This is a genomic window from Rhodococcus artemisiae (assembly GCF_036327795.1).
Taxonomy (GTDB): Bacteria; Actinomycetota; Actinomycetes; order Mycobacteriales; family Mycobacteriaceae; genus Rhodococcus; species Rhodococcus artemisiae.
This window is the reverse complement of sequence record NZ_JAUTXY010000007.1, coordinates 98,320-122,126: the sequence shown is the minus strand read 5'-3', so window position 1 is coordinate 122,126 and position 23,807 is coordinate 98,320. Positions and strand designations below refer to the sequence as shown.

The 23,807-nt window shown below is 64.8% G+C and carries 25 protein-coding genes; 15 read left to right on the top strand and 10 right to left on the bottom strand.

The genetic code is table 11. The features are described from left to right. Positions 1–14: 14 nt before the first annotated feature. The 4 genes from aztD to aztB form a co-directional block, all read right to left on the bottom strand. Positions 15–1,208 (bottom strand): zinc metallochaperone AztD, encoded by a 1,194-nt coding sequence (gene aztD, locus Q7514_RS16435; RefSeq protein WP_330134352.1) that lies wholly within the window; start codon positions 1,206–1,208, stop codon positions 15–17. Positions 1,209–1,233: 25 nt separating this feature from the next. Further along, positions 1,234–2,145, bottom strand: coding sequence for a zinc ABC transporter substrate-binding protein AztC (gene aztC / locus Q7514_RS16430; protein ID WP_330134351.1), 912 nt, complete (start codon positions 2,143–2,145; stop codon positions 1,234–1,236). Then, on the bottom strand, positions 2,145–3,221 hold the full coding sequence (locus tag Q7514_RS16425) for an ABC transporter (protein ID WP_330134350.1): 1,077 nt from the start codon (positions 3,219–3,221) through the stop codon (positions 2,145–2,147). The genes aztC and Q7514_RS16425 overlap by 1 nt, the downstream gene beginning before the upstream one ends. A gap of 208 nt (positions 3,222–3,429) precedes the next feature. Next, entirely contained in the window at positions 3,430–4,338 is a 909-nt protein-coding gene (gene aztB, locus Q7514_RS16420) for a zinc ABC transporter permease AztB (RefSeq protein ID WP_330134348.1), read from the bottom strand. Positions 4,339–4,393: 55 nt separating this feature from the next. Here aztB and aztA point away from each other — a divergent pair, with 55 nt between their 5' ends. Beyond that, positions 4,394–5,023 carry a zinc ABC transporter ATP-binding protein AztA gene (aztA, locus tag Q7514_RS16415; protein ID WP_330134347.1) on the top strand — a complete coding sequence of 210 codons (630 nt, stop codon included), beginning with the start codon at positions 4,394–4,396 and terminating at the stop codon, positions 5,021–5,023. A 54-nt stretch (positions 5,024–5,077) separates the two neighbouring features. On the opposite strand, the gene Q7514_RS16410 is transcribed toward aztA, so the two are convergent. Together Q7514_RS16410 and Q7514_RS16405 are read right to left on the bottom strand one after the other, a co-directional pair. Next, on the bottom strand, positions 5,078–5,836 hold the full coding sequence (locus tag Q7514_RS16410; protein ID WP_330134346.1) for a cutinase family protein: 759 nt from the start codon (positions 5,834–5,836) through the stop codon (positions 5,078–5,080). Positions 5,837–5,941: 105 nt separating this feature from the next. Further along, the gene (locus tag Q7514_RS16405) at positions 5,942–6,610 is read right to left on the bottom strand and encodes an alpha-ketoglutarate-dependent dioxygenase AlkB family protein (protein WP_330134345.1); all 669 of its coding nucleotides are present in this window, start codon (positions 6,608–6,610) and stop codon (positions 5,942–5,944) included. A 72-nt stretch (positions 6,611–6,682) separates the two neighbouring features. Here Q7514_RS16405 and Q7514_RS16400 point away from each other — a divergent pair, with 72 nt between their 5' ends. The 6 genes from Q7514_RS16400 (at position 6,683) to Q7514_RS16375 (ending at position 12,419) form a co-directional block, all read left to right on the top strand. Then, entirely contained in the window at positions 6,683–7,360 is a 678-nt protein-coding gene (locus Q7514_RS16400; protein WP_330134344.1) for a TetR/AcrR family transcriptional regulator, read from the top strand. Positions 7,361–7,527: 167 nt separating this feature from the next. Further along, positions 7,528–8,346: an SDR family oxidoreductase gene (locus Q7514_RS16395; protein ID WP_330134343.1), complete on the top strand. Its 819-nt coding sequence runs from the start codon at positions 7,528–7,530 to the stop codon at positions 8,344–8,346. Positions 8,347–8,368: 22 nt separating this feature from the next. Continuing rightward, the gene (locus Q7514_RS16390) at positions 8,369–9,592 is read left to right on the top strand and encodes an acyl-CoA dehydrogenase family protein (protein ID WP_330134342.1); all 1,224 of its coding nucleotides are present in this window, start codon (positions 8,369–8,371) and stop codon (positions 9,590–9,592) included. Beyond that, on the top strand, positions 9,589–10,371 hold the full coding sequence (locus Q7514_RS16385; RefSeq protein WP_330134341.1) for an SDR family oxidoreductase: 783 nt from the start codon (positions 9,589–9,591) through the stop codon (positions 10,369–10,371). The genes Q7514_RS16390 and Q7514_RS16385 overlap by 4 nt, the downstream gene beginning before the upstream one ends. Then, a complete protein-coding gene (locus tag Q7514_RS16380; protein WP_330134339.1) occupies positions 10,364–11,398 on the top strand; it encodes a phosphotransferase family protein in 1,035 nt (344 codons plus the stop codon). The genes Q7514_RS16385 and Q7514_RS16380 overlap by 8 nt, the downstream gene beginning before the upstream one ends. A gap of 37 nt (positions 11,399–11,435) precedes the next feature. After that, positions 11,436–12,419, top strand: a complete 984-nt coding sequence (locus Q7514_RS16375; RefSeq protein ID WP_330134338.1) for an NADPH:quinone oxidoreductase family protein — start codon at positions 11,436–11,438, stop codon at positions 12,417–12,419. Between the two features lie 62 nt (positions 12,420–12,481). Here the strand turns inward: Q7514_RS16375 and Q7514_RS16370 are convergent, their stop codons facing one another. Together Q7514_RS16370 and Q7514_RS16365 are read right to left on the bottom strand one after the other, a co-directional pair. Continuing rightward, complete coding sequence (locus Q7514_RS16370) at positions 12,482–13,918, bottom strand: MFS transporter (protein ID WP_330134337.1); 1,437 nt, start codon at positions 13,916–13,918, stop codon at positions 12,482–12,484. 103 nt (positions 13,919–14,021) lie between these two features. Continuing rightward, a complete protein-coding gene (locus tag Q7514_RS16365; protein ID WP_330134335.1) occupies positions 14,022–14,657 on the bottom strand; it encodes a TetR/AcrR family transcriptional regulator in 636 nt (211 codons plus the stop codon). Between the two features lie 124 nt (positions 14,658–14,781). Between Q7514_RS16365 and Q7514_RS16360 the strand changes: the two genes are divergently transcribed. The 8 genes from Q7514_RS16360 to Q7514_RS16325 are packed head-to-tail and all read left to right on the top strand — an operon-like array spanning position 14,782 to position 22,766. After that, positions 14,782–15,573 (top strand): 3'(2'),5'-bisphosphate nucleotidase CysQ, encoded by a 792-nt coding sequence (locus tag Q7514_RS16360; protein WP_330134334.1) that lies wholly within the window; start codon positions 14,782–14,784, stop codon positions 15,571–15,573. Further along, positions 15,570–16,490, top strand: coding sequence for a sulfate adenylyltransferase subunit CysD (gene cysD / locus Q7514_RS16355; protein ID WP_330134333.1), 921 nt, complete (start codon positions 15,570–15,572; stop codon positions 16,488–16,490). The genes Q7514_RS16360 and cysD overlap by 4 nt, the downstream gene beginning before the upstream one ends. Further along, a complete protein-coding gene (gene cysN, locus Q7514_RS16350) occupies positions 16,490–18,391 on the top strand; it encodes a sulfate adenylyltransferase subunit CysN (protein ID WP_330134332.1) in 1,902 nt (633 codons plus the stop codon). The genes cysD and cysN overlap by 1 nt, the downstream gene beginning before the upstream one ends. 40 nt (positions 18,392–18,431) lie before the next feature. Continuing rightward, positions 18,432–18,791 (top strand): nuclear transport factor 2 family protein, encoded by a 360-nt coding sequence (locus tag Q7514_RS16345; protein WP_330134331.1) that lies wholly within the window; start codon positions 18,432–18,434, stop codon positions 18,789–18,791. A gap of 20 nt (positions 18,792–18,811) precedes the next feature. Next, positions 18,812–19,594: an SDR family oxidoreductase gene (locus tag Q7514_RS16340; RefSeq protein ID WP_330134525.1), complete on the top strand. Its 783-nt coding sequence runs from the start codon at positions 18,812–18,814 to the stop codon at positions 19,592–19,594. Between the two features lie 23 nt (positions 19,595–19,617). Continuing rightward, a complete protein-coding gene (locus tag Q7514_RS16335; RefSeq protein WP_330134330.1) occupies positions 19,618–20,763 on the top strand; it encodes a sulfotransferase family protein in 1,146 nt (381 codons plus the stop codon). 37 nt (positions 20,764–20,800) lie between these two features. Beyond that, positions 20,801–21,862: a DUF1214 domain-containing protein gene (locus Q7514_RS16330; protein WP_330134329.1), complete on the top strand. Its 1,062-nt coding sequence runs from the start codon at positions 20,801–20,803 to the stop codon at positions 21,860–21,862. 28 nt (positions 21,863–21,890) lie between these two features. Next, the gene (locus Q7514_RS16325) at positions 21,891–22,766 is read left to right on the top strand and encodes a TIGR03619 family F420-dependent LLM class oxidoreductase (RefSeq protein ID WP_330134328.1); all 876 of its coding nucleotides are present in this window, start codon (positions 21,891–21,893) and stop codon (positions 22,764–22,766) included. Here Q7514_RS16325 and Q7514_RS16320 read toward each other — a convergent pair. Together Q7514_RS16320 and Q7514_RS16315 are read right to left on the bottom strand one after the other, a co-directional pair. Further along, positions 22,760–23,251, bottom strand: a complete 492-nt coding sequence (locus Q7514_RS16320; RefSeq protein WP_330134327.1) for an FBP domain-containing protein — start codon at positions 23,249–23,251, stop codon at positions 22,760–22,762. The two genes, Q7514_RS16325 and Q7514_RS16320, sit on opposite strands and share 7 nt — an antisense overlap. Before the next feature lie 41 nt (positions 23,252–23,292). Further along, entirely contained in the window at positions 23,293–23,778 is a 486-nt protein-coding gene (locus tag Q7514_RS16315) for a MarR family winged helix-turn-helix transcriptional regulator (RefSeq protein ID WP_330134326.1), read from the bottom strand. Positions 23,779–23,807: the final 29 nt, after the last annotated feature.

Below are 23,807 nucleotides of genomic sequence, written 5' to 3'. Positions count from 1 at the left end.
CCGGGTCGATCAGGCTATGCGACAGCGATCTCGTTCGGCTGATCCGGGAGCTCGGTGGATTTCACGATCACACCGGTGGTGAGATCGACGGCGTGAATCGTATTGCTCGCAGGTTCGGTGACGTATCCGATATCGCCGTCGACCACGATGGCCGGGTGCGGGTTCTGCCACTCGTCCGGCCCTTCCCACGGTGCGATCACGGGGTACCGGCCCCTCATCTCACCTGTCGCCGGGTCCATGACATAGATTGACCCGTCGGTTGCGAGAACGTAGGCCTGGTCATTCGGTCCGCGCGCGATGCCTCGCCAGGTGTACTCGATACCGTCAGGCAACTCGATCGCTTCGTACGTGTGCGATTCGGTGTCGATCAAGGCCACCATGTGCAACAGGGAGCCCTCGGCGTCGGGGTCATTCTTGTAGTCGCCGATGATGAGCGGGCTCGTTTCCGACACGTAGGCGTTGCCCATCCGCCCGTATTCGTCAGGAGCGGTGAATTTCTCGAACGCACCGTCGTGGTAGAGCAGCGCCCCGTCCTCACAACCGAAGACCACGGCCTCATCGGCCGCTGTTCCTTCCCCGTGGACGCCGGGGCACTCCTCGCTTCGCGTCACCTCGTTCGAATCCGTGTCGAGTGCCCGCACCCCGGTGCGGCCGTCGGCGTTGCCGATGGTCGTGAGTAGCGTGCCGTCCTCGAGGACGATCGACACCCCGTGGTGGGCTTCATCGCCGGGGACCATCCGGGTCGACGGCAACTCGTCGTTGTTCGTCAGCAGCGCGTCGGTGTCGAACACGACGGTGTTGCTGGTGCCGTCGTCGTAGAGGACGGTCTTGCCATGGTGGCGGACGACGTGCGCCGGAGTCTCGGCCTCGAAGACGAGATCGGTCAGTTCCGGTGTGGCGGTGTCGAGTACCTGGAAGCCGCCGGTGGTCGTCACGAGAAGATGGCGGCCGTCGCCGACCGCATTGAGCCGGGTGAACTCTTCGGAGTCGAACTCGCCGCGAATCTCGAGGGACTCCCCATCGAGTACTACGAGCCCGTTCTCGATCGCGACCGCGATGCCTCCTTCGGCCGAGGCATCGGCGGAGGGTGAAACCGTGGTCGGGTCGGTTACCGTCTGCTCATCCGATCCGCTACACGCGGTTGCCAGCAATGCGGCGCCGACTGCAGCCGCAAGTGCCCCTTTTCCGGGCACATGTCGTAGTCTCATCGATCTTCCTCTCGGTATACGGGTATCAGGGAGAGAGCCCGGCGGTGATGCGCTCGGTGTTGGCACGCATCATCTCCAGGTAGGTTTCGGCGCCTTGTCCGGGTTCTGTGAGCGACTCGGTGAACAGTTCGATCACGTCCACGTCGACGCCGGCTTCGTCGGCCAGGACCTGGACCAGGCGGTCGGGTTGTGACGATTCTGCGAAGATCGCCGGAACGCCGGATTCGACTATGGCGGAAGAAAGTTCGCGAAGGTCGCTCGCGCTGGGCGACGAGAGCGTCGTACCCCCGGGGATGATCGCGCCCACGATGCGGAATTCGAATCGTTCAGCAAGATAACCGAAAACGTGATGATTGGTCACCAGGTTGCGCCGGTCTTGGGGTAAGGAATCGAACGCCGCGGTCATTTCCTTCTCGAGTTCAGCGAGTTCCTCGCGGTAGCGTTCGGCGTTCTCGTCGATCGCCTCCTTGTCGATGCCGTCGATCGATACCAGCGCGGTTTCGAGTGCGTCCACAACGTCGCGCATGCGCGCGGGATCGGTCCAGAAGTGAGGATCGGGTGTACCTTCGTTCTCCTCGGAGTACGCCAGAACGTCGATGGCGTTACCTGCGACGAACGTGTCCACACCCGCATCGGCTGCGCGATCGAGGTGTTGCTGCAGCCCTTCTTCGAGGCCGAGCCCGTTCGATACCACCAGATCGGCTCGACTCAGAAGGCTTGCCTCCTGTGCTGAGATCTCGAAGGAGTGGGGATCAGCATTGGGTTTCATGAGCGTGGTGACCTCGGCGGCATCACCCACCACGTTTTCCACGACGTCCCCGAGAATGTTGGTGGTCACGACGACCGTCGGCCGGCCCTCGTTCTCGCTGGTGCTTCCGCAGCCTGCGAGAACGAGTATCCCTGCCAACGCCGCACCGACCAGAGGGGTTCGTCGCATTATCGTCCCGTCTCCGCGAAGAAGGCTGGTGTGGTGGGTGTTTCGAGCGTGCGGGCAAGCCGTGCATTGTCGGCATAGGCGATCTCGTAGACGACGCCTTCAGCCGGAGCATTGAGATATGCACGCTGCCGGTCGACGGTCAGTTCGACGCCGTCGAGCAGTGCGGGATCTGCGATGCTCCGAGGCAACAGTGGCTCGGTGGCCCCGACCTCATCACCCGAACTGCCGTCGTAGACCCGAACGCGGCCACTTCGATCGAGGGCGACGATATGCTCGTCCGCATCGTCTGCGGCCGACACCCGCAGGAGTGGCTCGGTGGTCTGGATCAGCTGCCAGGTGCGGGCACGGGTGTCGAGTAGCCAGATCCCCTCGTCGCCGGCCGGTGCGGCGACACTCGGCCGCCCTTTGCGATTGTCGAACTCTACCGCGGGCTGCGTGTGGGTCCCTTCCGGGTAGGGAAGGTGCTCGAAGGTCACGTCACCGTCCTCCGCTGTCGCGAGCAGAGCGCCGGTGGCGCATCCGATCACAACTCCGACCCGGGTGGTGATGGTGCCCTGTGCGTCGGGGCATTCGACGCTCGACCCGTCGACGGGTGTCCCATCGGCACGATGGAAACGCACCTCCGTGGCCTGTCCTCGATCTCCTGCATGGGTGACCAGGGCCCCGCCTCCGAGGGGGACGGCAAGTCCTGAATGTTGTCCTGTTTCGATCCGGAACAATTCGCGTATCTCCCCTTGTGAGAGGGCTTCGTTGTCCAACAACACCGCCTCACCGGTGAGAGGGAAGAAGAGGCCGGTCCCACCGACGGTCGAGGTGTTCGATGTCGAAACTGTCGCTGTGCCTTCACCGGTGACGTTCCCGAGCAACTTCGGATCCGCTCGGTAGTAGTGGAAGTGGTCGACGTGGTCCCACGTCCACACACCGCTGTCGACGATGTCGACTCCCTGTGGCGTCGTCGCAAACAGGTATCGTCCGTCGGATGCCACAGCGGACGGTGCGGAGATGGTGCCCAGCTCCGTGGTGGTGTCGTCGAGAAGATCGAGCATGCCGACTGCGCCCGCGGCGTCGATGCTCACCAGGTGCAGTGGTGGCTCGGCAACCTCTTCCGCTCCTGCAATCGCACCGTGGCCATCACCAGTGGATCGATCGGCCTCCGGTATCGGAGGGGTCGAATCGGCCGTCTGAGTTGCGCAGGAAGACAGCGCGATAGTTGCGGCCGCGGCAAAGGCGGTCAGAATCCCGCGTTGTAGCATTGTGTGCTTTCCGATCGAGAAGTTGTTCAGGTCAACGGGTTTCGGCCCAGATGGAGAACGGCGGTTCGCTTCCGATATGGTCGAGTTCCCCGGTCGGGTGCACGCCACGGTCGTGGCGATTACGGAAGCGATTGTGTGCGTTGCGGATGATCGCGGACGCCAGGGCCAGGCAGATGGCGCAGAACGCGATCGATGCACCGGCCGCGGTTCCGGCGTGCCATGAGGTGAGAAGGCCGGAGGAGACAGCCGCGATTCCGAATGCCGTGGCGAGGAGCATCGTCGAGGGAATGCGTGCGGTCCACTGGTGGGCTGCGACGACCGGGCCGAGCAGCAGGGCCACAACGAGGAGCGTTCCGACCGCCTGGTACGACGCGACCACGGCGAGGGTGACAAGTGCAACCAGCATCACCTGTGCGAGCCGCGGGCGGAGACCGAGTGTGTGGGCGATGCGCGGGTCGAACGCGGATGCGACGAAGGAACGGTGGAACTTGGCTGCAATACCGAGCGTAACCATGAGTGCGCATGCGAGGGTGACGATCTCCGCAGTCCGGATCGCGAGAATATCGCCGAACAGGATGGTCGTCGCATCGGTGGCGAAGCTACGCGAATGAGAGACGATGATGATGCCACTCGACAGCATCGCGACGAACAACAGGCCGATGGTCGTGTCATACGACAGGCGCCCTCGCCGTTGCAGGGCGCCGATTGCTGCGCTCATGGCTCCGGCGCTGATTGCTCCGCCCGCCAGCACGGGCAGACCCAGAACTGTGGCCAAGGCAACCCCGGGCAACATTCCGTGGCCGATCGCTTCACCGAGAAAAGCCATGCCACGGATGACGACCCAGGTGCCTACCACACCACAGATCGCTGCGACGAGGGCACCTCCCACAAGGGCGCGGACCATGAAGTCGGTGGTGAAGGGATCGCTCAGCCAGGGCACGAGGCAAGAGCGTAACTGGAAATGACAACGATTACCAATTGCTATAGTCGCATGAATGAAGACTTCGACTTCGGCGTTGACGGCGCGATCCCTGAGCTACGCCTACGACGGACGGGATGTTCTGCACGGTGTCTCCGTGACGCTCCCCCCTGGAACTGTGACAGCAATCGCCGGACCCAACGGCTCAGGTAAGTCGACACTCATCGAGTTGCTTGCGGGAGTGCGAGCTCCACGCTCCGGAGAGATCACACGATGCGGCGCGGTGGCGCTCGTCGTCCAACGGCCATCCGTCCCCGACACTCTGCCGGTAACCGTGTTCGATGTCGTCACCATGGGAACCTGGGCGCGGCGACTGGACCGCCGGCGTGCCCGCAGTGAGGTCGCCGAGGCCATCGAGAAGGTGGACCTCATCGGATTCGAGAAACAACCACTCGCCGCACTCTCCGGCGGGCAACGGCAGCGTGCCCTCCTTGCCCAAGGGATAGTGCAAGAGGCACCGATCCTGCTTCTCGACGAACCCGCTGCCGGGCTGGATTCGGCCAGTCGCCGACGCACGCGCGAGATCCTCGCCGAGTATGCGACCCGTTGTGGAGCGGCAGTGGCCTGCGTGACCCACGATGACGAATCCATCGTGGCCGCAGATCGCGTGCTTCGACTCGAATCCGGACGCACAGTGGTGCCTTGAAGCGAGTGGCCGGTCTTCGCAATCGATGTTCGAGGCCGTGGTTGTGCGCGGCTGTCAGGGCTGGTAGTCGGGGTATTTCGTGTGCAGTTCGAGATAGCCGGCGACGTTCGCCTCGAGCCAGTCGTCGCCGTCGCCGGGGGTGCGGCCGTCGCAGACCGCGTCGCCTTCGATGCAGATTCGTTGGACGGGGATCTCACCGAATTCGCTGCGGCCGCCGCCGAGCGTCACTCCGGGAACAACGGGGCCCGGGAACAGGGTCTCGACACCCCGGGAGTCGCGCGGATCCGAGTACAGGATGCCGCTGATTCGAGCGGGTGGGACGGATCCGTCCTCCGCGATCTCGGCGAGAACGTCGCCGGCGATGGAGGCGCCCTGCGAATAGCCGAGAATCAACAGATCAGCGTCGGGGCAGGTGCTGTGCCGCGCGGTGATGGTCTCGCGGAGTCGCTGATGTCCGATCTGCTTGGATCTGTCGTAGGCGATGGCGCCGTCGTCGTCTATACCGTCGCCGTCGTCGTGCGAGCCGGTACTGGGCATCGGTACGACCACCGCGGGGTAGCGGATATGTTCCACAACGGTGCCCGGGCCGCGATAACGGTCGGAAATTTCCGCGAGCGGCGAGTCCGGGTCGATCGAGTCCGGAGTGCTGAAGCCCTTGCTGCCGTCGACCGCGAGGACGTAGCGGTCGGGGCAGGCGCTCGTCTCGTCGGCAGCAGCGGTGGGCGCGGTGACCAGCGCAGCGCCTGCGGTGGTGATCAGGCCGGCGGCGAGCATGCAGAGAAGGCGAATGTGAGTGCGGGTGGTCCGGGGCATGCGCGGTTCTCCTGGTCGGCCCCCGACAGGCGATGATCGAAGTCGATACTAGCGAACTCGCGGTCCGCGGGCCTGTCTACTTTGTCGCTTTCGGAGTGAAGGTGATCACAGTGCGTCAGGAGGTAGCCCCGTCATCCGCAGGGTGAGGTTGAGCCGGCCCCGCGTCATGCCGAGACCGGGCGGGCAGGAATCCGGAAATACCGACGGCACACCGTGATACGCAAACCTCGACGGTCCGCCGAAGACGAAGAGATCCCCGGATTCGAGCCGGATGTCGGTGTAGGGCCTGCCTCGCGTCTCGCGATTCCCGAATCGGAAGACGCATGCGTCGCCGAGGCTCAACGACACGATCGGTTCGGCGACGTGTTCGTCCTTGTCCTGGTGCATCCCCATCCGGGCGTCGGCGTCGTAGAAGTTGATCAGGGCGGTGTCCGGCTCGTAGTCGTCGGCCGGGCGGGAGTACGCGTCGGCGACCGCTCGGCGGCCGAGGTCGGCGAGCCAGCGGGGAAGAGGTGCGACGGGTGCGTCGTCGACATCCACCGCCCGGCGCGTGTAGCGGTACGGAGACCAATGCCACCCCAGGCAGACGGTCTGCACCGACATCACCCCGCCTCCGGGGAGCGCGGTGTGTCGCATGGGAGCCGGGCCCCGCGCCCAGTCGCGGCACGTGTCGACCAGCCGGCGCTGTATGTGGCCGTCCAGCCACGCGGGCACGTGCACCGCCCCGGGCGCGACCTCGTGACGTGCGCGGGGAAGCGGTAGCGGTTCGTTCACGGTCGCGGCTCCTCGAGGCGCTCGTCGTCCAGGGTGGTCAGCGGTCATGTGCCGATCACGTATAAATACAGAATGCCGAGCTCCGACACCGATGACACCTTCGACGACTCTCCTCCGTCGATGGCGCCGTCGTCGTTGTTGCGGGAACTACCGGTCACCGAGCGGGGGTTGCGGACGCGGTCGTCGTTGATCGCCGCTGCTCGGACGGTGTTCGAGAGCACCGGTTACCTCGATACCCGGCTCGTCGACATCACGAAGCATGCGAAGTGTTCGGCCGGCACGTTCTACACGTACTTCTCGAGTAAGGAAGAGATCTTCGCGGCGGTGCTCGAGCTGGCGCAGGAGGACATGCTGCATCCGGGCATGCCGCGCGTGGCCGACGAGGACGATCCGGCCGCGGTCGTGGAGGCGAGTAACCGGGCGTATCTCGAGGCGTACCGGCGCAATGCGAAGCTGATGGGCCTGCTGGAACAGGTTTCGCACATTGATCCGGTGTTCCGCGAACTGCGTCAGAAGCGGGGCGACGCGTTCATCCGGCGCAACGCGCGCAGCATCGCGCATCTGCAGGGCCGCGGACTCGCCGACCGCGAGGTCGACGCACTTCTGGCGTCGAGGGCGCTGTCGGGCATGATCAGCCGGCTTGCCTTCTCCCACTTCGTTGTCAACGAGGACGAGTCCGTGGACATGGACGAGCTCGTGTACACCGCGACCCGGCTGTGGGTCAACGCGCTGCGGATTCCGCAGGCCTAGTTCCGGCATCCTTCCTCTTCGTCTCGCGGGTTTCCGTTGGTTCTTTTCCTTGGGCAACCCACGCAAGTAGGGGAAAGCCACCCGGCGCGTCAGGCTTCAACAGTTGAAGTTGACGCCGTATTCAACTTATAGTGCGGGGACGAGGAGCACGGCTGTCGGGAGGCAAAGTGGACGTTGCAGGGAAAGTCGCCATCGTGACCGGCGGGGGGAGCGGGATCGGTGATGCCCTTGCTGCCCGCCTCGCGCACGCGGGAGCCCGGGTCGTGGTGGTCGACCTCGACGCTTCCGCTGCCGAGAAGACGGTCGCGCGCATCGTGGCGGAACACCCCGACAGTGCCGTCGCCGCCGGTGCCGATGCATCCGATGCCACCGCGATCGCGCGGATCATCGAGATCGCCGAAACCCGCTTCGGGCGGGTCGATCTGTACTTCGCGAATGCCGGAATCACCGGCATGCACGGACTCGACCTCGACGACGACCAGTGGGAGAGCGTCTTCGACGTCAACCTCCGGGCGCACATCCGCGCCGCGAAACTTCTCGTCCCGGGATGGGTCGAGCGTGGTGAAGGGTACTTCGTGAGCACCGCGTCCGCGGCAGGTCTACTCACCCAGATCGGTGCGGCAGGATATTCCGTCACCAAGCACGCCGCCGTCGGATTCGCAGAGTGGCTGTCGGTGACCTACGGCGACCAGGGCGTCCGCGTCAGCTGCATCTGCCCGATGGGCGTCAACACGCCATTGCTCTACGCAGGCAGCAACTCCGGAGAGTCGCTCGGAGACCTCGGCACCCGAGCCGTGACGTCTTCCGCGGCCGTGCTGGAACCCGCCGACGTCGCCGAGATCGTGCTCGACGGCATCCGGGAAGAGCAGTTCCTGATTCTTCCGCACCCGGAGGTACTCCAGATGTACCGGAACAAGGGTGCCGATTACGACCGGTGGCTGCGCGGAATGCGGCGCTACCAGCGGTCTCTGATGTCCGAGTCCTGATCAACTCTTCGAGGAGCTTGTCGTGTCTTTGTTCGACCTGTCGCCGCGCGCCGAAAAATATCGGGCGGACCTGCTGGAATTCATGGATTCCCACGTCTACCCGGCCGAGGCCGTCTATCACCGTCAGATGGAGGAAGCCGGCGATCCGCACTTCCACCCGCCCATCATGGAGGAACTCAAGGCGGAAGCGCGCTCGCGCGGGCTGTGGAACCTCTTCCATCCGCATCCGGAGTGGGGCCCGGGGCTCACCAATCTCGAGTATGCGCCCCTCGCGGAGATCATGGGCCGGAGTCCATTGGCATCGGAGGCCTGCAACTGCGCCGCACCGGACACCGGCAACATGGAGGTGTTCACGCTCTTCGGAACGGAGGAGCACAAAGAGAAGTACCTGAAGCCGTTGCTCGACGGCACGATTCGCTCGGCCTTCGCGATGACCGAGCCCGACGTCGCCAGTTCGGACGCTACCAACATCGAGATGTCGATGGTCCGTGATGGCGACGACTACGTCCTCAACGGGCGTAAGTGGTTCGCGTCCAACGCGAAGCACAAGAATTGCAGGGTGCTCATCGTGATGGGCAAGACCGATCCCACCGCGGCTCCCCACCGGCAGCAGTCGATGATGGTCGTCCCCATCGACGCCCCCGGCGTCACCGTGGTGCGCAACCTGCCGGTCTTCGGCTACCACGACCGCGAAGGCCACGCCGAGATCCTGTTCGAGGACGTGCGCGTGCCGTCGAAGGATGTTCTCGTGGGTGAGGGCGAAGGCTTCGCGATCAGCCAGGCGCGTCTCGGGCCCGGGCGCATCCACCACTGCATGCGCGCGATCGGTGTGTCCGAACGCGCCCTCGAACTGCTGTGCCGGCGTGCGCAATCGCGCGTCACATTCGGCAGGCCCGTCGCCGACAACGCCAACATCCAGGACTGGATCGCCGAGGCCCGCATCGAGATCGAGATGATCCGCCTTCTGACCCTCAAGACCGCGTACCTGATGGATACGGTCGGCAACAAGGAAGCGCGCACCGAGATCGCGGCGATCAAGGTCGCTGGACCGAACATTGCACTCAAGATCGTCGACCGGGCGATCCAGGTCCACGGCGGTGGCGGTGTCACCGACGACTTCCCTCTCGCCATGGCGTACGCGCATCTGCGCACACTGCGTTTGGCCGACGGCCCCGATGAGGTGCACAAGCGCGCGATCGCGAAGCAGGAACTGCGCAAGTACCGAGACCTGCGGCCCGCGTCGTGACGGGGTTCGATCTGACGGGCAGGACCGCGATCGTCACCGGTGCCTCCCGCGGTATCGGATTGGAGACCGCCCGCGGTCTCGCATTGGCGGGCGCGAACGTCGTAGTGACCTCGCGCAGCCAGGAGTCGGCGGACGCCGCCGCAGCCGACATCGGTCCGGCTGCGCTCGGTGTGGGAGCGCACGCGGTCGACGACAATGCTGCGCGGCGATGCATCGACATCACCCTCGAGAAGTTCGGCCGTATCGACATTCTCGTCAACAACGCCGGGACCAACCCGTCGTACGGCCCGCTGATCGAGCAGGACCACGCGAGGTTCGCGAAGACTTTCGACGTGAACGTGTGGGGTCCGGTGTTGTGGTCGTCGTTGGTGGTGAAGGCGTGGATGGGTGAGCACGGCGGCAGCATCGTCAACACCGCGTCGATCGGCGGAATGAAGTTCGAAGCGAACATCGGTGTGTACAACGCGTCGAAGGCCGCGCTGATCCACCTCACCAAACAGCTCGCGCTCGAGCTGTCGCCGATGGTCCGCGTCAATGCGGTCGCACCCGGTGTCGTGAGAACCAAGCTGGCAGAAGCACTGTGGAAGGATCACGAACCCCGCGTCGCGGCCGCGACGCCGCTCGGCCGTATCGGTGAACCCGTCGATGTCGCATCCGCCGTGCACTTTCTCGCATCGGATGCGGCGCAGTGGATCACCGGTGAAGTGATGGTGATCGACGGTGGCCGGTTGCTCGGCAACGCGCAGTCGTTCCGGCAGGGAAGTGCGCGCGATGTCTGACACCGCGGTGGTCGGGATCGCGACCGAAGCGGTCACGGCGTGGGTCTCCGGCATCGTGCCGGAGTTCGCGGGGCCGCTGACGTTCGAGCGGATCGGGCTGGGACAATCCAACCTGACCTACCTGATCAGCGACGCATCCGGCCGACGGTGGGTGCTGCGCCGGCCGCCCCTGGGTGCGCTGCTCGCCTCCGCACACGATGTTGCGCGGGAAGCCCGGATCCTCTCGGCCCTCGAGCACTCGGCCGTTCCGGTACCGCGCGTGCTTGCGGTGACCGACGACCCGTCGGTCACCGATGCGCCGCTCGTCCTGATGGAATTCGTCGACGGACTCGTCGTCGACCGGATGACCGTGGCCGAGGAACTCACACCCGGGCAGCGACGCGCGATCGGGATCCGCCTGCCGCGGACTCTCGCGGCGATCCACGCCGTCGACCTTGCCGAGGTGGGGCTGGTGGATCTCGCGAGCCACAAGCCCTACGCCCTGCGCCAGCTCACCCGGTGGTCGGGCCAATGGGAACGCTCGAAGACACGAGAGATACCCGACCTCGACGACCTCACTCGACGGTTGCTGGCCAACGTCCCGGAGCAGCGGGAAGTGACACTCGTGCACGGCGACTTCCACCTGCGGAACCTCATCACCGCACCGCAGAACGGTGACGTGCGAGCTGTCCTCGACTGGGAGTTGTCCACGCTCGGAGAACCCCTGGCAGACATGGGAAGCACGCTCGCGTATTGGAGCGAACCGGGTGAGCGCACCTCGGGGGATTTCCCGGCAACCCAGCTCGACGGCTTCCCGAACCGCGCCGAACTCGTGGAGATGTATCTTGCCGAAACCGGCCGAGACCCTGCAGCCCTGAAATTCTGGCATGCGCTCGGCCTGTGGAAAGTGGCCATCATCGCCGAAGGTGTGATGAGACGCGCCCGCGACGACCCGCGCAACAAGGCAGCCGCCAGCACCCCGACCGTGGAGCGTGTCGACGCACTCGTCGCGGCCGCCATGGCGGTGGCCGCCGATGCCGGAATCTGACCGACCCGACAACCACTGAACTGAAGGCTGTGATTCCGTGAAAGCATGGCGTGTACACGAACTCGGCGAGCCTCGAGATGTGCTCCGGTTCGAGGAGGCCGACGATCCGGTGGCCGGGCCAGGGCAGTTGCTCGTCCGTACACTGGCGGCGCCCGCGAACTTCCCCGACGTGCTGTTGTGCCGGGGTAAGTACCAGGTGAAGCCCTCGCTGCCGTTCGCCCCGGGCGTCGAACTGTGCGGCGAGGTGGTTTCCGTCGGAGAGGGTGTCACCCGGTTCTCCGTGGGCGACAGGGTGATCGGGAATCCGAATCTGCCTCTCGGCGCGTTCGCCGAGCACACCCTGATGGACGAGGTGAACGCCTTCGCTGCGCCGGCGTCACTGGACGATGCCGAGGCATCCGCGCTGTTCATCGGGTATCAGACCGCATGGTTCGCGTTGCATCGCCGAACACAACTGAGAGGCGGCGAGACGCTTCTCGTGCACGCTGCTGCAGGAGGTGTCGGCAGCGCCGCGGTACAGCTCGGAAAGGCAGCAGGTGCGCGCGTCATCGGTGTGGTGGGTGGACCCGAGAAGGCCGAATACTGCAGGCGGCTCGGTGCTGATCTCGTGATCGATCGGCACACGGACGATTTCGTGCCTCTGGTCAAGGAATTCACGGGCGGCAAGGGCGCGGACGTCGTGTTCGATCCCGTAGGCGGCGACGCCTACGCCGGGTCGACGAAATGCATCGCGTTCGAGGGGCGGATCGTGATCATCGGGTTCGCGGGCGGAACTATCCCTACCCCGGGCCTCAATCACGCACTGATCAAGAATTATTCGATAATCGGACTGCACTGGGGTCTCTACAAGGAGTACAACCGCTCGGTCATCGAAGAATGCCACACCGAACTTGCAGCACTCGCGGCGTCAGGGGCGATCGCTCCACTCGTCAGCGAGCGGTTGTCGCTGACGGAGGTCGCCGACGGAATTGCGCGGCTGGGTGAGGGAACGACCGTGGGCAGGGTCGTGTTCGTGCCCTAGCCGCACGCCAGGATGAAGGATCGGCCGACGGTTCGAGACCGTCGGCCGATCCTGTCTGCTCGTCAGTTCTTGGCGTACTTGATTCCGAGCGTGAGCGCGATCGTGATGGCACACATGACCACGAGCATCGCGCAGACGGCGCCGAGCGCGGCCACCGTCGGGGTCGACGTCCCGGGGACCACCAGGGTGGCGAGCAGGACCGTGGTGATCGAGGTACCGACCGCCATCGCCGCGGTGCGCACGACCGACTGGCTTCCGGTGATCTCGCTGGTGTTGTGTTCGGGGACGAACTCGACCAGCAGGTTCGGCAGAGCCGTATAGGCGAAGGCCGTCGCGATGGATACGGTGACGACCAGCGCGGTCATGCCGACCACGGAACCACGGAAGACGAAGAATGCGGCACACGCGATCATGAACACAGTGGTGCCGAGCAGCAACGAGGCCCGCGCGCCGACTGCCGCAGCGATCTTGCCTGCGAGTGGGGTGAAGAGCATTCCGATCATCGCGCCGATGAACGAGAGCATCCCGGCGTGGGTCGCCGAGAGGCCGAGCCCGAACGGTGCAGTGGTCGGAGTCTGCATGATGATCGGGATCAGCATGGTCGTCACGCCGATCGGGCCGACACCCAGTGCGATCGTGGCGAGCATGGTGAACGAGACGTTGCGTTCGGCGAGCAGGCGAAGGTTGATGATCGGGGACGTGCGGCCCAGTTCCCAGCGCACCCACCAGGTGAAGATCGCGATTCCGAGCACGAGGAGACCGAGCACTCGGGTATCGCCCCAGCCCCAGGACTTGCCCTGGGTGAGGGCCAGCAGGATGGCGGTCACCGAGATCGCGAGGCCGGCCGCGCCGACGAAGTCGACCTGCTGACGTTCGGTGTCGCGATGACGCCACGGCAGCACGGCTTCGACGAGCACGACACACCCGATGGCATAGACGGCGGTGACGACGAACATGTACCGCCAGTCGCCGAGGTCGATGAGCACGCCTGCCACCAGGAGCGAGGCGGCACCGGCGGCGACTGCGGATCCGGCGATCAACGCGATCGCCATCGGCACCTTCTTCGCCGGGAGGTGTTCACGGGCGAGGCCGATACACAGCGGCAGGATCGCACCCGCGACACCCTGGATCGCGCGTCCGATGATGATCGCCCACAGGGAGCCGAAGGCCATGCTGACGATGGATCCGACCGCTGCGCAGATCAGGACGACGATCAGGACCCGTTCTCGGCCGTACATGTCGCCGAGGCGGCCGCACACTGCGGCCGAGGCTGCGGCGACCAGCAGGAAGGCCGTCACCGTCCATCCGACCGATGCTGCGTTGGTGTCGAAGACCTGGGTGAAGGTCGGGAGCGCGGCGTACATCATCGATGTTTCGAACGCGCTGATGATTTCCACTGCGATCAGCACGGACACGATCAACCAGACCGGCCTGGTGCGTTCGTATCGCCGTTGTGCGCGTGTCGACCGGGGCCGATCGGGTATCACCGATGTACTCATGCGAGCTCCTGAATTCCGTGAGGCTTCGAGGAAGCACGGTATGGTTGTGCGCGTGGTCACATCGGCCGGATACCGGTGAGTGGGACGTTCCGCCGGGCGGATGTCAGGTCTGTGTCCGCGACCCGTCGTCCACCGTGATCGCCCTGGTCAGTGACTCGGCGGCGAATCGGGTGAGTTCTGTGTGGTCGAGATCGGCTGCCCAGTTGTGGACGATGGTGTCGGCCACGCCCTGGAGGGTGGACAGGACGAAGGGGAGCATGGACGGGTCGTCCCGTAGGACGCGGCCTTCGGATTCTGCGGCCTCCGTGAGCGCGGCATGGAGTTCGGTGTTGTACTCCCGTGCGGTCCGCCGCACCTCTCGGACCGATTCGCGTTCGGTGCGGTTGTCGCCTTCGATGTCGCGCCAGGTGGCGGTGAAGCGGCCGACTCGGCCCCACTGGCGGGTGGACTCGGGGAGGACCGTCGCCAGCAGTGCTGCGACTCCCCGGTTGCGGGGCAGCGTCGCCACGAACGAACGGGACTCGATCTGGCTCTCGTTGAGCAGTGAGGTGAAGATGTCCTGCTTGTCGGTGAAGTACTGGTAGATCAGTCCGACGCTGGTTCCGGAACGTTTCGCGACCGAGCGGATCGTCAGTGCCGTGTACCCGCCCTCGTCGAGCAGGGCTGCGGCCGCGTCGAGTGTGCGGCGACGCCGGGCCTCCGCGTCTCCGTAGATCGATTTGTTGCTCGATTCGCCCATCGTCCCACCGTAGCCGGGGTGCGGTGATTGCCGATGCCCGCATCGGCGTGGTGTTGCCGAATGAGATCGAACATTGTTCGAAATGGGATTGAACAATGTTCGTTCTGTGGTTAGAGTCTCATTCATGGACCATTGCGCCGGCTCGGCGACACAATCGATTCATCCCTCCCGGAATACCGGCGATGCGCTCGCCGCATCTGAATTGGCCACTGCGGCAGGGGAGTTGCTCCTCGGCCTTCGGCGCGATACCGAGGTTGCGGACGCGGATCCGGATCAGCTCCGGCGGATGGGAGACCTGCGGAGTCACGACTACCTCACCCTCGCACTGGCGGAGAAGTTTCCCGACGATGCGGTGCTCTCGGAAGAAGGCACAGACGACCTCGCCCGGCTCGGAGCGGACCGCGTCTGGATCGTCGACCCCCTCGACGGCACCCGCGAATTCGGCGAGCACGGCCGCACCGACTGGGCCGTGCACGTCGCCCTCGTCGAGAACGGACTACTGACCACCGGAGCAGTCGCGATACCCGCCCTCGGTATCACCTACTCGACGGGCGACACCCCCACCACCTTCTCGCCGCTACCGCGAACTCCTCGCGTGGCCGTGTCCCGCACCCGCAAACCCGAACCCGTCCTCGCCCTCGCGCGCGCGCTCGGCGCCGAGCTCGTGGAGATGGGATCGGCCGGCGCGAAAGCCATGGCCGTCGTGCGCGGCGAGATCGACATCTATGCCCACACCGGAGGCCAGTTCGAGTGGGATTCCGCCGCCCCCGTCGCGGTTGCTCGTGCCGCGGGCCTGCACGTCTCACGCATCGACGGCTCCGAACCCCGCTACAACCAGAAGGACCCCTGGGTGCCCGACATGTTGATCTGCCGCCCCGAACTGGCTGACCACGCATTGGAGGTACTCGGACGATGAGCAGTCCCACCATCGGAAAAACCCTGACACACCTGGAGCGTCTCGAGGCCGAGAGCATCCACATCATGCGGGAAGCAGTCGCCGAGAGCGAGAACCCGGTGATGCTGTACTCGGTCGGCAAGGACAGTGCCGTGATGCTGCACCTGGCCCGCAAGGCGTTCTACCCGTCACGACTACCCTTCCCGCTGCTGCACGTCGACACCACGTGGAAGTTCCGCGAGATGTACAAGCTGCGTGACGAGACCGCTGCCGCCGCAGATCTCGACCTGCTCGTCTACCAGAACCCCGAATGTGTCGAGAAGGGCATCAACCCGTTCACGCACGGTTCGGCGACCCACACCGACATGTGGAAGACCGAAGGCCTCAAGCAGGCCCTCGACCTGTACAAGTTCGACGCCGCATTCGGAGGCGCGCGCCGCGACGAGGAGAAGTCCCGCGCCAAGGAGCGCGTCTTCTCGATCCGCTCCGCCGAGCACCGCTGGGATCCGAAACAGCAGCGGCCCGAGCTGTGGCGAATGTACAACGTCCGCAAATCGCCCGGTGAGTCCCTGCGGGTGTTCCCCCTGTCGAACTGGACCGAACTCGATGTGTGGGAATACATCCGGCAGGAGACCATCCCGATCGTCCCGCTCTATTTCGCGGCGAAGCGACCCGTCGTCGAGCGCGACGGCACACTGATCATGGTCGACGACGACCGGATGCCGCTGCTGCCCGGCGAGGTCCCCGAACTCAAGAGCGTGCGCTTCCGCACCCTCGGCTGCTACCCGCTCACCGGCGCCGTCGAATCCACGGCCGAGACATTGACCGACATCATCCAGGAAATGTTGCTGACCACCACCTCCGAGCGCCAGGGCCGCGTGATCGACCACGACTCCAGCGCCTCGATGGAGAAGAAGAAGCAGGAAGGGTACTTCTGATGACTCAGCCTTCGGAGCTGATTGCCGACGACATCGAGCAGTACCTCGCGCGGCACGCGAACAAGTCCATGCTGCGCTTCATCACGTGCGGTAGCGTCGACGACGGCAAGTCCACCCTGATCGGTCGCCTGCTCTACGAGTCGAAACTGGTCTTCGAGGATCAGCTTTCCGCGCTCGAAGCGGACTCACGCAAGGTCGGCACCCAGGGCGAGGGCCTCGACTTCGCGCTCCTCGTCGACGGCCTGGCCGCCGAACGCGAACAGGGCATCACCATCGACGTCGCATACCGCTACTTCTCGACCGAGCAACGCAAGTTCGTCGTTGCGGACACCCCGGGCCACGAGCAGTACACCCGCAACATGGTGACCGGGGCGTCCACCGCCGACCTCGCGGTCATTCTCATCGACGCCCGCAAGGGTGTGCTCACCCAGACCCGCCGGCACTCGTACCTCGTCTCACTCCTCGGCATCCGCCACGTGGTGATCGCCGTCAACAAACTCGACCTGGTCGAGTATTCGCAGGACGTCTTCGACGACATCGTCGGCGAATACACGAGTTTCGCGAACGACATCGGACTCGCAGGCGTCGTCGCGATCCCCATGTCGGCGTACGTCGGTGACAATCTCACCGAACGCAGCTCCAACACACCCTGGTATCACGGTCCGACGCTGATCGAGCACCTCGAGCATGTCGAGATCGACGACGACCTGCGCACCGGCCCGTTCCGCATGCCGGTGCAGTGGGTCAACCGCCCCGACCTCGACTTCCGCGGTTTCTCCGGCCAGATCGTCGGCGGAACTGTGCGTCCGGGCGACCGGCTGCGAGTTCTTCCCAGCGGCAAGGAATCCACCGTCGCGCGGATCGTCACCATGGACGGCGACCTCGACGAGGCCGTCGCCGGGCAGTCGGTCACCCTCACCCTCGCCGACGAGATCGATGTCAGCCGTGGGAATGTGCTTGCCGGGGCGCAGATGCTGCCCGGTGTGGCCGACCAGTTCGAGGCGCACGTGGTGTGGATGGGTGAACACGACATGCTGCCCGAGCGTCCCTATGTGTGTCAGATCGGGACGATGACCGTGCAGGCCCGCATCACCAAACCCAAGTACAAGGTCAACGTCAATACTCTCGAGAAGACCGCGACGAACACGCTTGCGCTCAATGAGATCGGTGTGTGCAACATCAGCTTCGACCGGCCGGTGCCGTTCGACGCCTACGCTGCGAACCGTGATACCGGCGGGTTCATCCTGATCGACCGGCTCACCAACACCACGGTCGGTGCCGGCATGATCGCGCACTCGCTGCGCCGCTCGGACAACATCCATTGGCAGGCCGTGGACATCGACGGTGATGCCCGCAGGGTGCTCAACGGCCACGGATCCCAGGTGCTGTGGTTCACCGGTCTGTCCGGGTCGGGTAAGTCGACCATCGCCAACGATCTCGAGCGCAAGTTGTATGCGTTGGGTTGTCATACCTATCTGCTCGACGGCGACAACATCCGGCACGGGCTGGGCCGTGACCTCGGTTTCACCGAGGCGGACCGGGTGGAGAACATCCGGCGTGTCACGGAGGTGGCCCGGCTGATGGCCGATGCCGGTCTGATCGTGTTGGCGTCGTTCATCTCTCCGTTTCGCGCTGACCGCGGCGCGGCACGCGAGGTGATCGGCGCGGACCAGTTCTGTGAGGTGTTCGTCGATACCCCGATCGATGTTGCCGAGCAGCGCGATCCCAAGGGGCTTTACAAGAAGGCGCGGCGCGGTGATCTGATCAATTTCACCGGGGTCGATTCGCCGTACGAGCGGCCGGAGCATCCCGACTTGAGGATCGATACGACCGCGACGTCACCTGAGGACGCGAGCGCGCAGATCATCGAGTTGCTGCGCAGCCGCGGCGCGATCGCCTGAATCAGTTTCCGAATACCACCCGTCACGGAAGGAATGTTTCTTGCCCACAAGGGACGAAATCTGTTCGGCACTCGAGTCGTACGTCGAGCACCTGGGAAACCACGATGTGGACCAACTGGTGGCGCTCTTCGCGGATGACGCGGTACAACACGAGCCGCTCGGTGTGCGGACCTACCGCGGTCTCGACGAGATCCGCCAGTTCGACATCGAGAATGCGAAGGTGGACTTCACGGTGAGCCGCCACTCGCCGATCGTCGTCACCGGCCGGTACGCCGCGATGCAGGTGCGAGTGGAGCGCGAGGGGATGCCGGCGTTCCTCGCCAGCGACCTCTTCGAGTTCGACGACGACTGCCGGATCATCTCGCTCAGCGTCGTGATCGACCCGCAGGCCAGGGTGTGACGGTGGGGTTGCGGAGGGCGATGCCGGCGCTGCTCGACGGTAAGGTCGTGGTCGTCTCCGGTGTCGGGGCGGGGCTGGGGCGCTCGGTGGCCGTCCGCGGCGCACTTGCCGGTGCGCGGGTGGTCTTGGCCGCGCGGACCGAATCGCGGCTGACGGAGGTCGCCGACGAAATTCGGGAACTCGGCGGTACCGCGCTGTCCGTGCCGACAGACCTCACCGACGACGCGTCCGTCACCAATCTCGCCGAGTCGGCGCTCGCGGAGTTCGGAGTCGTCGACGCGGTGGTGCACAACGCGTTCGTGCAGCCGCCCCACGAGCGGCTGCTCGACACCGAGTTCGAGTCGGTCCGGCGGGGCATGGACATCAACCTGCTCGCGGCACTCAACCTGACCCGGAAACTGGCACCCGCCCTCGAGAAGTCCGAGGGCTCGGTCGTGATGATCAACTCGATGGTGCTGCGCAACCAGCTGCCGAACTTCGGGGCCTACCGCGTGATGAAGGCCGGACTACTCGCCCTCGCACGAAGCCTCTCGGTGGAGCTGGGACCGATGGGGGTTCGGGTGAATTCGGTCGCGCCAGGGTATATCTGGGCCGAGCGTGTCCAGCGGATGATGGAGAAGCAGGCTGAGGAGCGTGGCGTAGACCCGTCTGTGGTCTATGACGAGATCGCGGCGGGCACCGATCTGCGCCGACTGCCCGAACCCGATGACATCGCGAACGCCGTACTGTTCCTCGCATCCGATCTCGCTCGCGCGATTACCGGGCAGTGTCTGGACGTCAACTGCGGTCACGCGCACCATTGATTCACTCTCACAAGGACATAGGAATGACACAGGATTACGCCGGAATCGGTTCCATCGAGGACTTGCATCAGGCGGCGCGCGAGGCGACCGGATACTGCGACTTCGGCAGCGATGACTATCTTGAAGGGCTGCGGGTTCTGCTCGAGTCGTTCGAGCAGGAGGCCGACCTCACTCCCCACGGCAAGGTGATCGCGCGGAAGATGATCGTCGCCGCGCTCACGGGCCGGCTGGTCAGTGAGGCCGGCTTCGCGAAATACCCCGAGCACGACGATGTTCCGATCGAACGCCCGATCTTCGTGGTCGGGTTGACGCGCACCGGCAGCACCGCACTGCACCGGCTGCTCGGTGCTGACCCCGCGCATCAGGGTGCCGAGATGTGGCTGGCAGAGGCGCCGCAGCCCCGCCCCGCCCGTGAGAAGTGGTCCGAGAACGAGGACTTTCTGCGTGCAGATGCCTTCTATCGAGCGCGTCAGGCCAACGAGCCCGACTTGATGAAGGTGCACTTCATGGGCGCGGAGGAGGTCGAGGAATGTTGGCGTCTGCTCCAGCAGACGATGCTCTCGACCGCATTCGAAACCGTCGCCTACATACCGAGCTACACCAGGTGGCTCGCGGAGCAGGACTGGACCGAAACGTATGCGCGGCACAAGAAGAACCTGCAGTTGATCGGACTGCACGACTCGGACCGACGATGGGTGCTCAAGAGCCCGAGTCATGTCTTCGCGATCGATGAGATCATGTCCGTTTACCCCGACGCGCTGTTCGTTCGCACCTTCCGGGACCCGTTGACGTCGATGGCGTCCACGTTCAGCCTTGCGGAGCAGGGCGGCCACGACATGTCGAGCGCATTCGACCGACCGGCGATCGGGCGCACTCAGCTCGACTTGTGGGCGCGCGGTCACGCGCATTTCAACAGTGCACGCCTCCGTTACAACCCCGATCAATTCATCGACGTCGACTATCAGGACTTCGTCTCCGACGCGATCGGTACCGTCGAGGCGATTTATGCGAAGTTCGCCCTGCCGTTCACGGATGCTGCACGCGTTGCCGTGGAAGGTTCACACCGGGCAAGCCTCGCTGAGCACCGCCGCCCGTCACACCGCTATTCGCTCGAGGACTTCGGTGTGAGTGCTGCCGACGTCGAGGCGAAGTTCGCCACCACTGTCTGAGTAGTTTCGAAACGTCAACCAGAACAGGGATAGTCATATGAACGCTACTTGGGAAAAGTTCTGCACAGATCTGCTCGAGGTCGGAAAGGTCCTCGAGGACGACATCGTTCCTCAGGATCCGTTGACGCAGGCCGAGGGCGTGCGCTACCTCAGCCGGTTGCTGCGGTACGGCACGATCAACTGCGTCGAGTACACCGATCCGCGGTGGCCGAAGTTCACGTCGGCGCCCAACCCCAACATGATGACGAAGATCGGTGCCGACAACCCGGACAACGTCTACATGCGCGCCAACATCTCCGGAAAGTACAGCTACCGGATCATCGGCAGCCGGGGCACTGTCCCGCTCATCACCTTCGGTTCGCGCATCAATAGGTACCATGTCGACGGCACCATGCTGCAGACGGGCGACCTGCACATTCATGATCTCGAGGTCGACGAGAACGGCCGTTTCGAGTTCATCGCCAGTGTGGACAAGCCCGCCGAGGGCGCCTGGCTGCCGTTGGCACCGGACAGCAACCTCATCTCGGTTCGCGCGACTCACCAGGACCGGCGCAACGAGGTCGTCTGTGAGCTGTCGATCGAGTGCCTCGACCCGGACGGGGATTTCGAGCCGTTGAGCCCGGAGAAGATGGGCGAGCGACTGACCGGGGCGGTCGGGATCGTGAAGGGTATGGCGGAAACCTTTCTCGAGTGGTCCCGCAGGTTCCAGCCGGAGCCCAACGAGATCTTCGATCGGGGTCAGGAGCAGTTCCAGAACGCCGGTGGCGACCCGACGATCTTCTACCTGCACGGGTACTGGAAGCTTGCCGAGGACGAAGCCTGGGTCATCGAGACCGAGGTGCCGAACTGCGAGTACTACAACTTTGTGCTGCAGAACTTCTGGGTCGAGTCGCTCGACTACGACCGGACGAACGTCTACATCAACAACCACACCGCGAAACTGAATGACGACGGCACGCTGACCATCGTCGTCGCCGCGAAGGATCCCGGCTACGGAAACTGGATCGATACCGATTCGCACGCCGAGGGCACATGGGCGATGCGCTGGATCAAGGCCGATTCTCATCCGATCCCGACGTCACGTGTGGTCAAGCTGTGAGCTCGGTGTCATGAAGAGTTCAGGGCCCATGAAATGGGCACTGCCCGCCGCGATGATCGAAGCGGGCGACCTGCCGGAGTTCGCCCGCGTCGCCGACGAATGCGGCTACGACGCGATTGCATTGCCAGACTCGGTGTTCTACCCCGAGACGGTGTCTGCCGACTACCCGTATTCACCCGACGGCAAGCGGATGTGGGCTCCGGAGACGCCGATGCCGGACCCGTTCATCGCGATGACCGCGATGGCTGCCGTCACGCAGCGAGTGCGGTTCTACACGAACGTGCTGAAGTTGCCGCTGCGCGACCCGCTGCTCACCGCGAAGCAGATCGCGACGATGGCGGTGATGTCGGAGAACCGAGTCGCCGTCGGTGTCGGATTGTCCTGGATACCCGAAGAATTCGAGTTCACCGGTACCGAGATGCGCACTCGCGGTGTCCGCACCGACGAGGCCGTCGCGATCATCAAGGCGGTGTGTGCGGGGAAGGGGCCGCAGTGGGTCGAATTCCATGGTAAGCACTACGAATTCGACCGCCTCATGATCAGCCCCGCGCCTGATCGGCCTGTTCCGATCTACGGTGGCGGGCACAGTGAGGCAGCGCTGCGGCGTGCGGCGCGACTGGGCGACGGCTGGATCTCGGTCAACACCGATGTCGCACAGCTGACGTCGGCGATCGGGCGACTGGCGGAGCTGCGTTCCGAATTCTGTCGCGCCGATGTTCCGTTCGAGATCGATGTGTCGCCCACCGATGTCTCCGACATAGGTGGGTACCGGCGATTGGCCGACATAGGGGTCACCCGAGTGCGTGTGGCGCCCTGGCGCATGTACGGCGCCGATCCGTTCGACTCGCAGGCCCGCCTCGACGCGATCCGCCGGTTCGCGGACGATGTGATCGGCGTTCAGTAGGCGCCGACGCGGGCGATGAAGGCGTCGAGATTGGACCGGACGCGCTCGATCCGGTCGTCCAGCGGGGAGTCGTCGCGGTAGAGGCGGCCCCCGCTCGGTGTCTTCTTGCGTCGTGCGTAGAGCGAGCAGTCGAGGTCGGCGCACATGTAGGTGCCGATCGTATTGCCTCGGCGCCCGGCGTCGCCGGTCTTGCGTGCGGCCATGAGATGCACCCCACCGTTGGGGTGGGTGGTCTGGCAGATCGAGCACATCTGCGCGGGCCGCCTGCCGCCGGACTCGTGCCGCAGGGCGACTCCGACCAGGCGATCGCCCTGCTGGGTGACCACGTAGCAGCGGCCGGCATACGACGGATCGGTCCAGCCGAGGAAGTCGAGGTCGTCCCAGGGGAGACCGTCCAGGTCGGCGGGGACGGACAGGCGCTTCGCGTCACCTTTCGAGCAGTTGATGAACGACGACCTGATGTCGCGTTCGGTGACCGGCAGCATGTTCTGCCTCCGTTCTGGGATGAGTGGGACGTCCGCCGACGTTACGGGCACTCGTTCGCCTGGGCAACGGATTTTCCGACGTTCGCTCCGCTGCCGTCATCGCCGGTGAGCTTGAGGAGCAGGCGGGCGAGCTCAGTGCGTTCGGCAGCATCGAGTCGGGCGAAGACCTCGGCCGCGTCGGCGTCGCGCGCGGCGTCGAGCTCGGTCAGCAGGCGCCGCCCGTCGGACGTGAGCTGCACACACACCGCGCGCCGATCGGCGGGGTCGGGCAGTCGCTCGGTCAGGCCGCGGGACTCGAGCCGGTCGACGACCTCTGTCACCGATCGCGGCACGATATGCAGTGATTTCGCGACGACGCCCAGGCGCACTGGTTCATCGGCGCCACCGATCACCCTCAGTGCCCGGTGTTCGTGCGGGGACAGCTCCCAGGGGCGGATCCTCTCGTGCCACCGTTTTCGCAGCGTACGGGTGGTTGTCATGAGGAGGTCGCGGAGAGTGGCGGGGGAGACCGACATGACGTTCACCATACCTCAGTTGACTGTTGCCTCTTAATGAG

What these genes read in the sequence shown, in the direction of transcription:
- Q7514_RS16400 (WP_330134344.1), top strand. Translation starts at nt 6,683, where the DNA reads ATGCCGAGCTCCGACACCGATGACACCTTCGACGACTCTCCTCCGTCG.
- Q7514_RS16325 (WP_330134328.1), top strand. Translation starts at nt 21,891, where the DNA reads ATGAAATGGGCACTGCCCGCCGCGATGATCGAAGCGGGCGACCTGCCG.
- Q7514_RS16335 (WP_330134330.1), top strand. Translation starts at nt 19,618, where the DNA reads ATGACACAGGATTACGCCGGAATCGGTTCCATCGAGGACTTGCATCAG.
- aztD (WP_330134352.1), bottom strand. Translation starts at nt 1,208, where the DNA reads ATGAGACTACGACATGTGCCCGGAAAAGGGGCACTTGCGGCTGCAGTC.
- Q7514_RS16360 (WP_330134334.1), top strand. Translation starts at nt 14,782, where the DNA reads ATGGACCATTGCGCCGGCTCGGCGACACAATCGATTCATCCCTCCCGG.
- Q7514_RS16365 (WP_330134335.1), bottom strand. Translation starts at nt 14,657, where the DNA reads ATGGGCGAATCGAGCAACAAATCGATCTACGGAGACGCGGAGGCCCGG.
- Q7514_RS16410 (WP_330134346.1), bottom strand. Translation starts at nt 5,836, where the DNA reads ATGCCCCGGACCACCCGCACTCACATTCGCCTTCTCTGCATGCTCGCC.
- cysD (WP_330134333.1), top strand. Translation starts at nt 15,570, where the DNA reads ATGAGCAGTCCCACCATCGGAAAAACCCTGACACACCTGGAGCGTCTC.
- aztA (WP_330134347.1), top strand. Translation starts at nt 4,394, where the DNA reads ATGAAGACTTCGACTTCGGCGTTGACGGCGCGATCCCTGAGCTACGCC.
- cysN (WP_330134332.1), top strand. Translation starts at nt 16,490, where the DNA reads ATGACTCAGCCTTCGGAGCTGATTGCCGACGACATCGAGCAGTACCTC.
- Q7514_RS16370 (WP_330134337.1), bottom strand. Translation starts at nt 13,918, where the DNA reads ATGAGTACATCGGTGATACCCGATCGGCCCCGGTCGACACGCGCACAA.
- Q7514_RS16315 (WP_330134326.1), bottom strand. Translation starts at nt 23,778, where the DNA reads ATGGTGAACGTCATGTCGGTCTCCCCCGCCACTCTCCGCGACCTCCTC.
- Q7514_RS16320 (WP_330134327.1), bottom strand. Translation starts at nt 23,251, where the DNA reads ATGCTGCCGGTCACCGAACGCGACATCAGGTCGTCGTTCATCAACTGC.
- Q7514_RS16340 (WP_330134525.1), top strand. Translation starts at nt 18,812, where the DNA reads ATGCCGGCGCTGCTCGACGGTAAGGTCGTGGTCGTCTCCGGTGTCGGG.
- Q7514_RS16330 (WP_330134329.1), top strand. Translation starts at nt 20,801, where the DNA reads ATGAACGCTACTTGGGAAAAGTTCTGCACAGATCTGCTCGAGGTCGGA.
- aztC (WP_330134351.1), bottom strand. Translation starts at nt 2,145, where the DNA reads ATGCGACGAACCCCTCTGGTCGGTGCGGCGTTGGCAGGGATACTCGTT.
- Q7514_RS16380 (WP_330134339.1), top strand. Translation starts at nt 10,364, where the DNA reads ATGTCTGACACCGCGGTGGTCGGGATCGCGACCGAAGCGGTCACGGCG.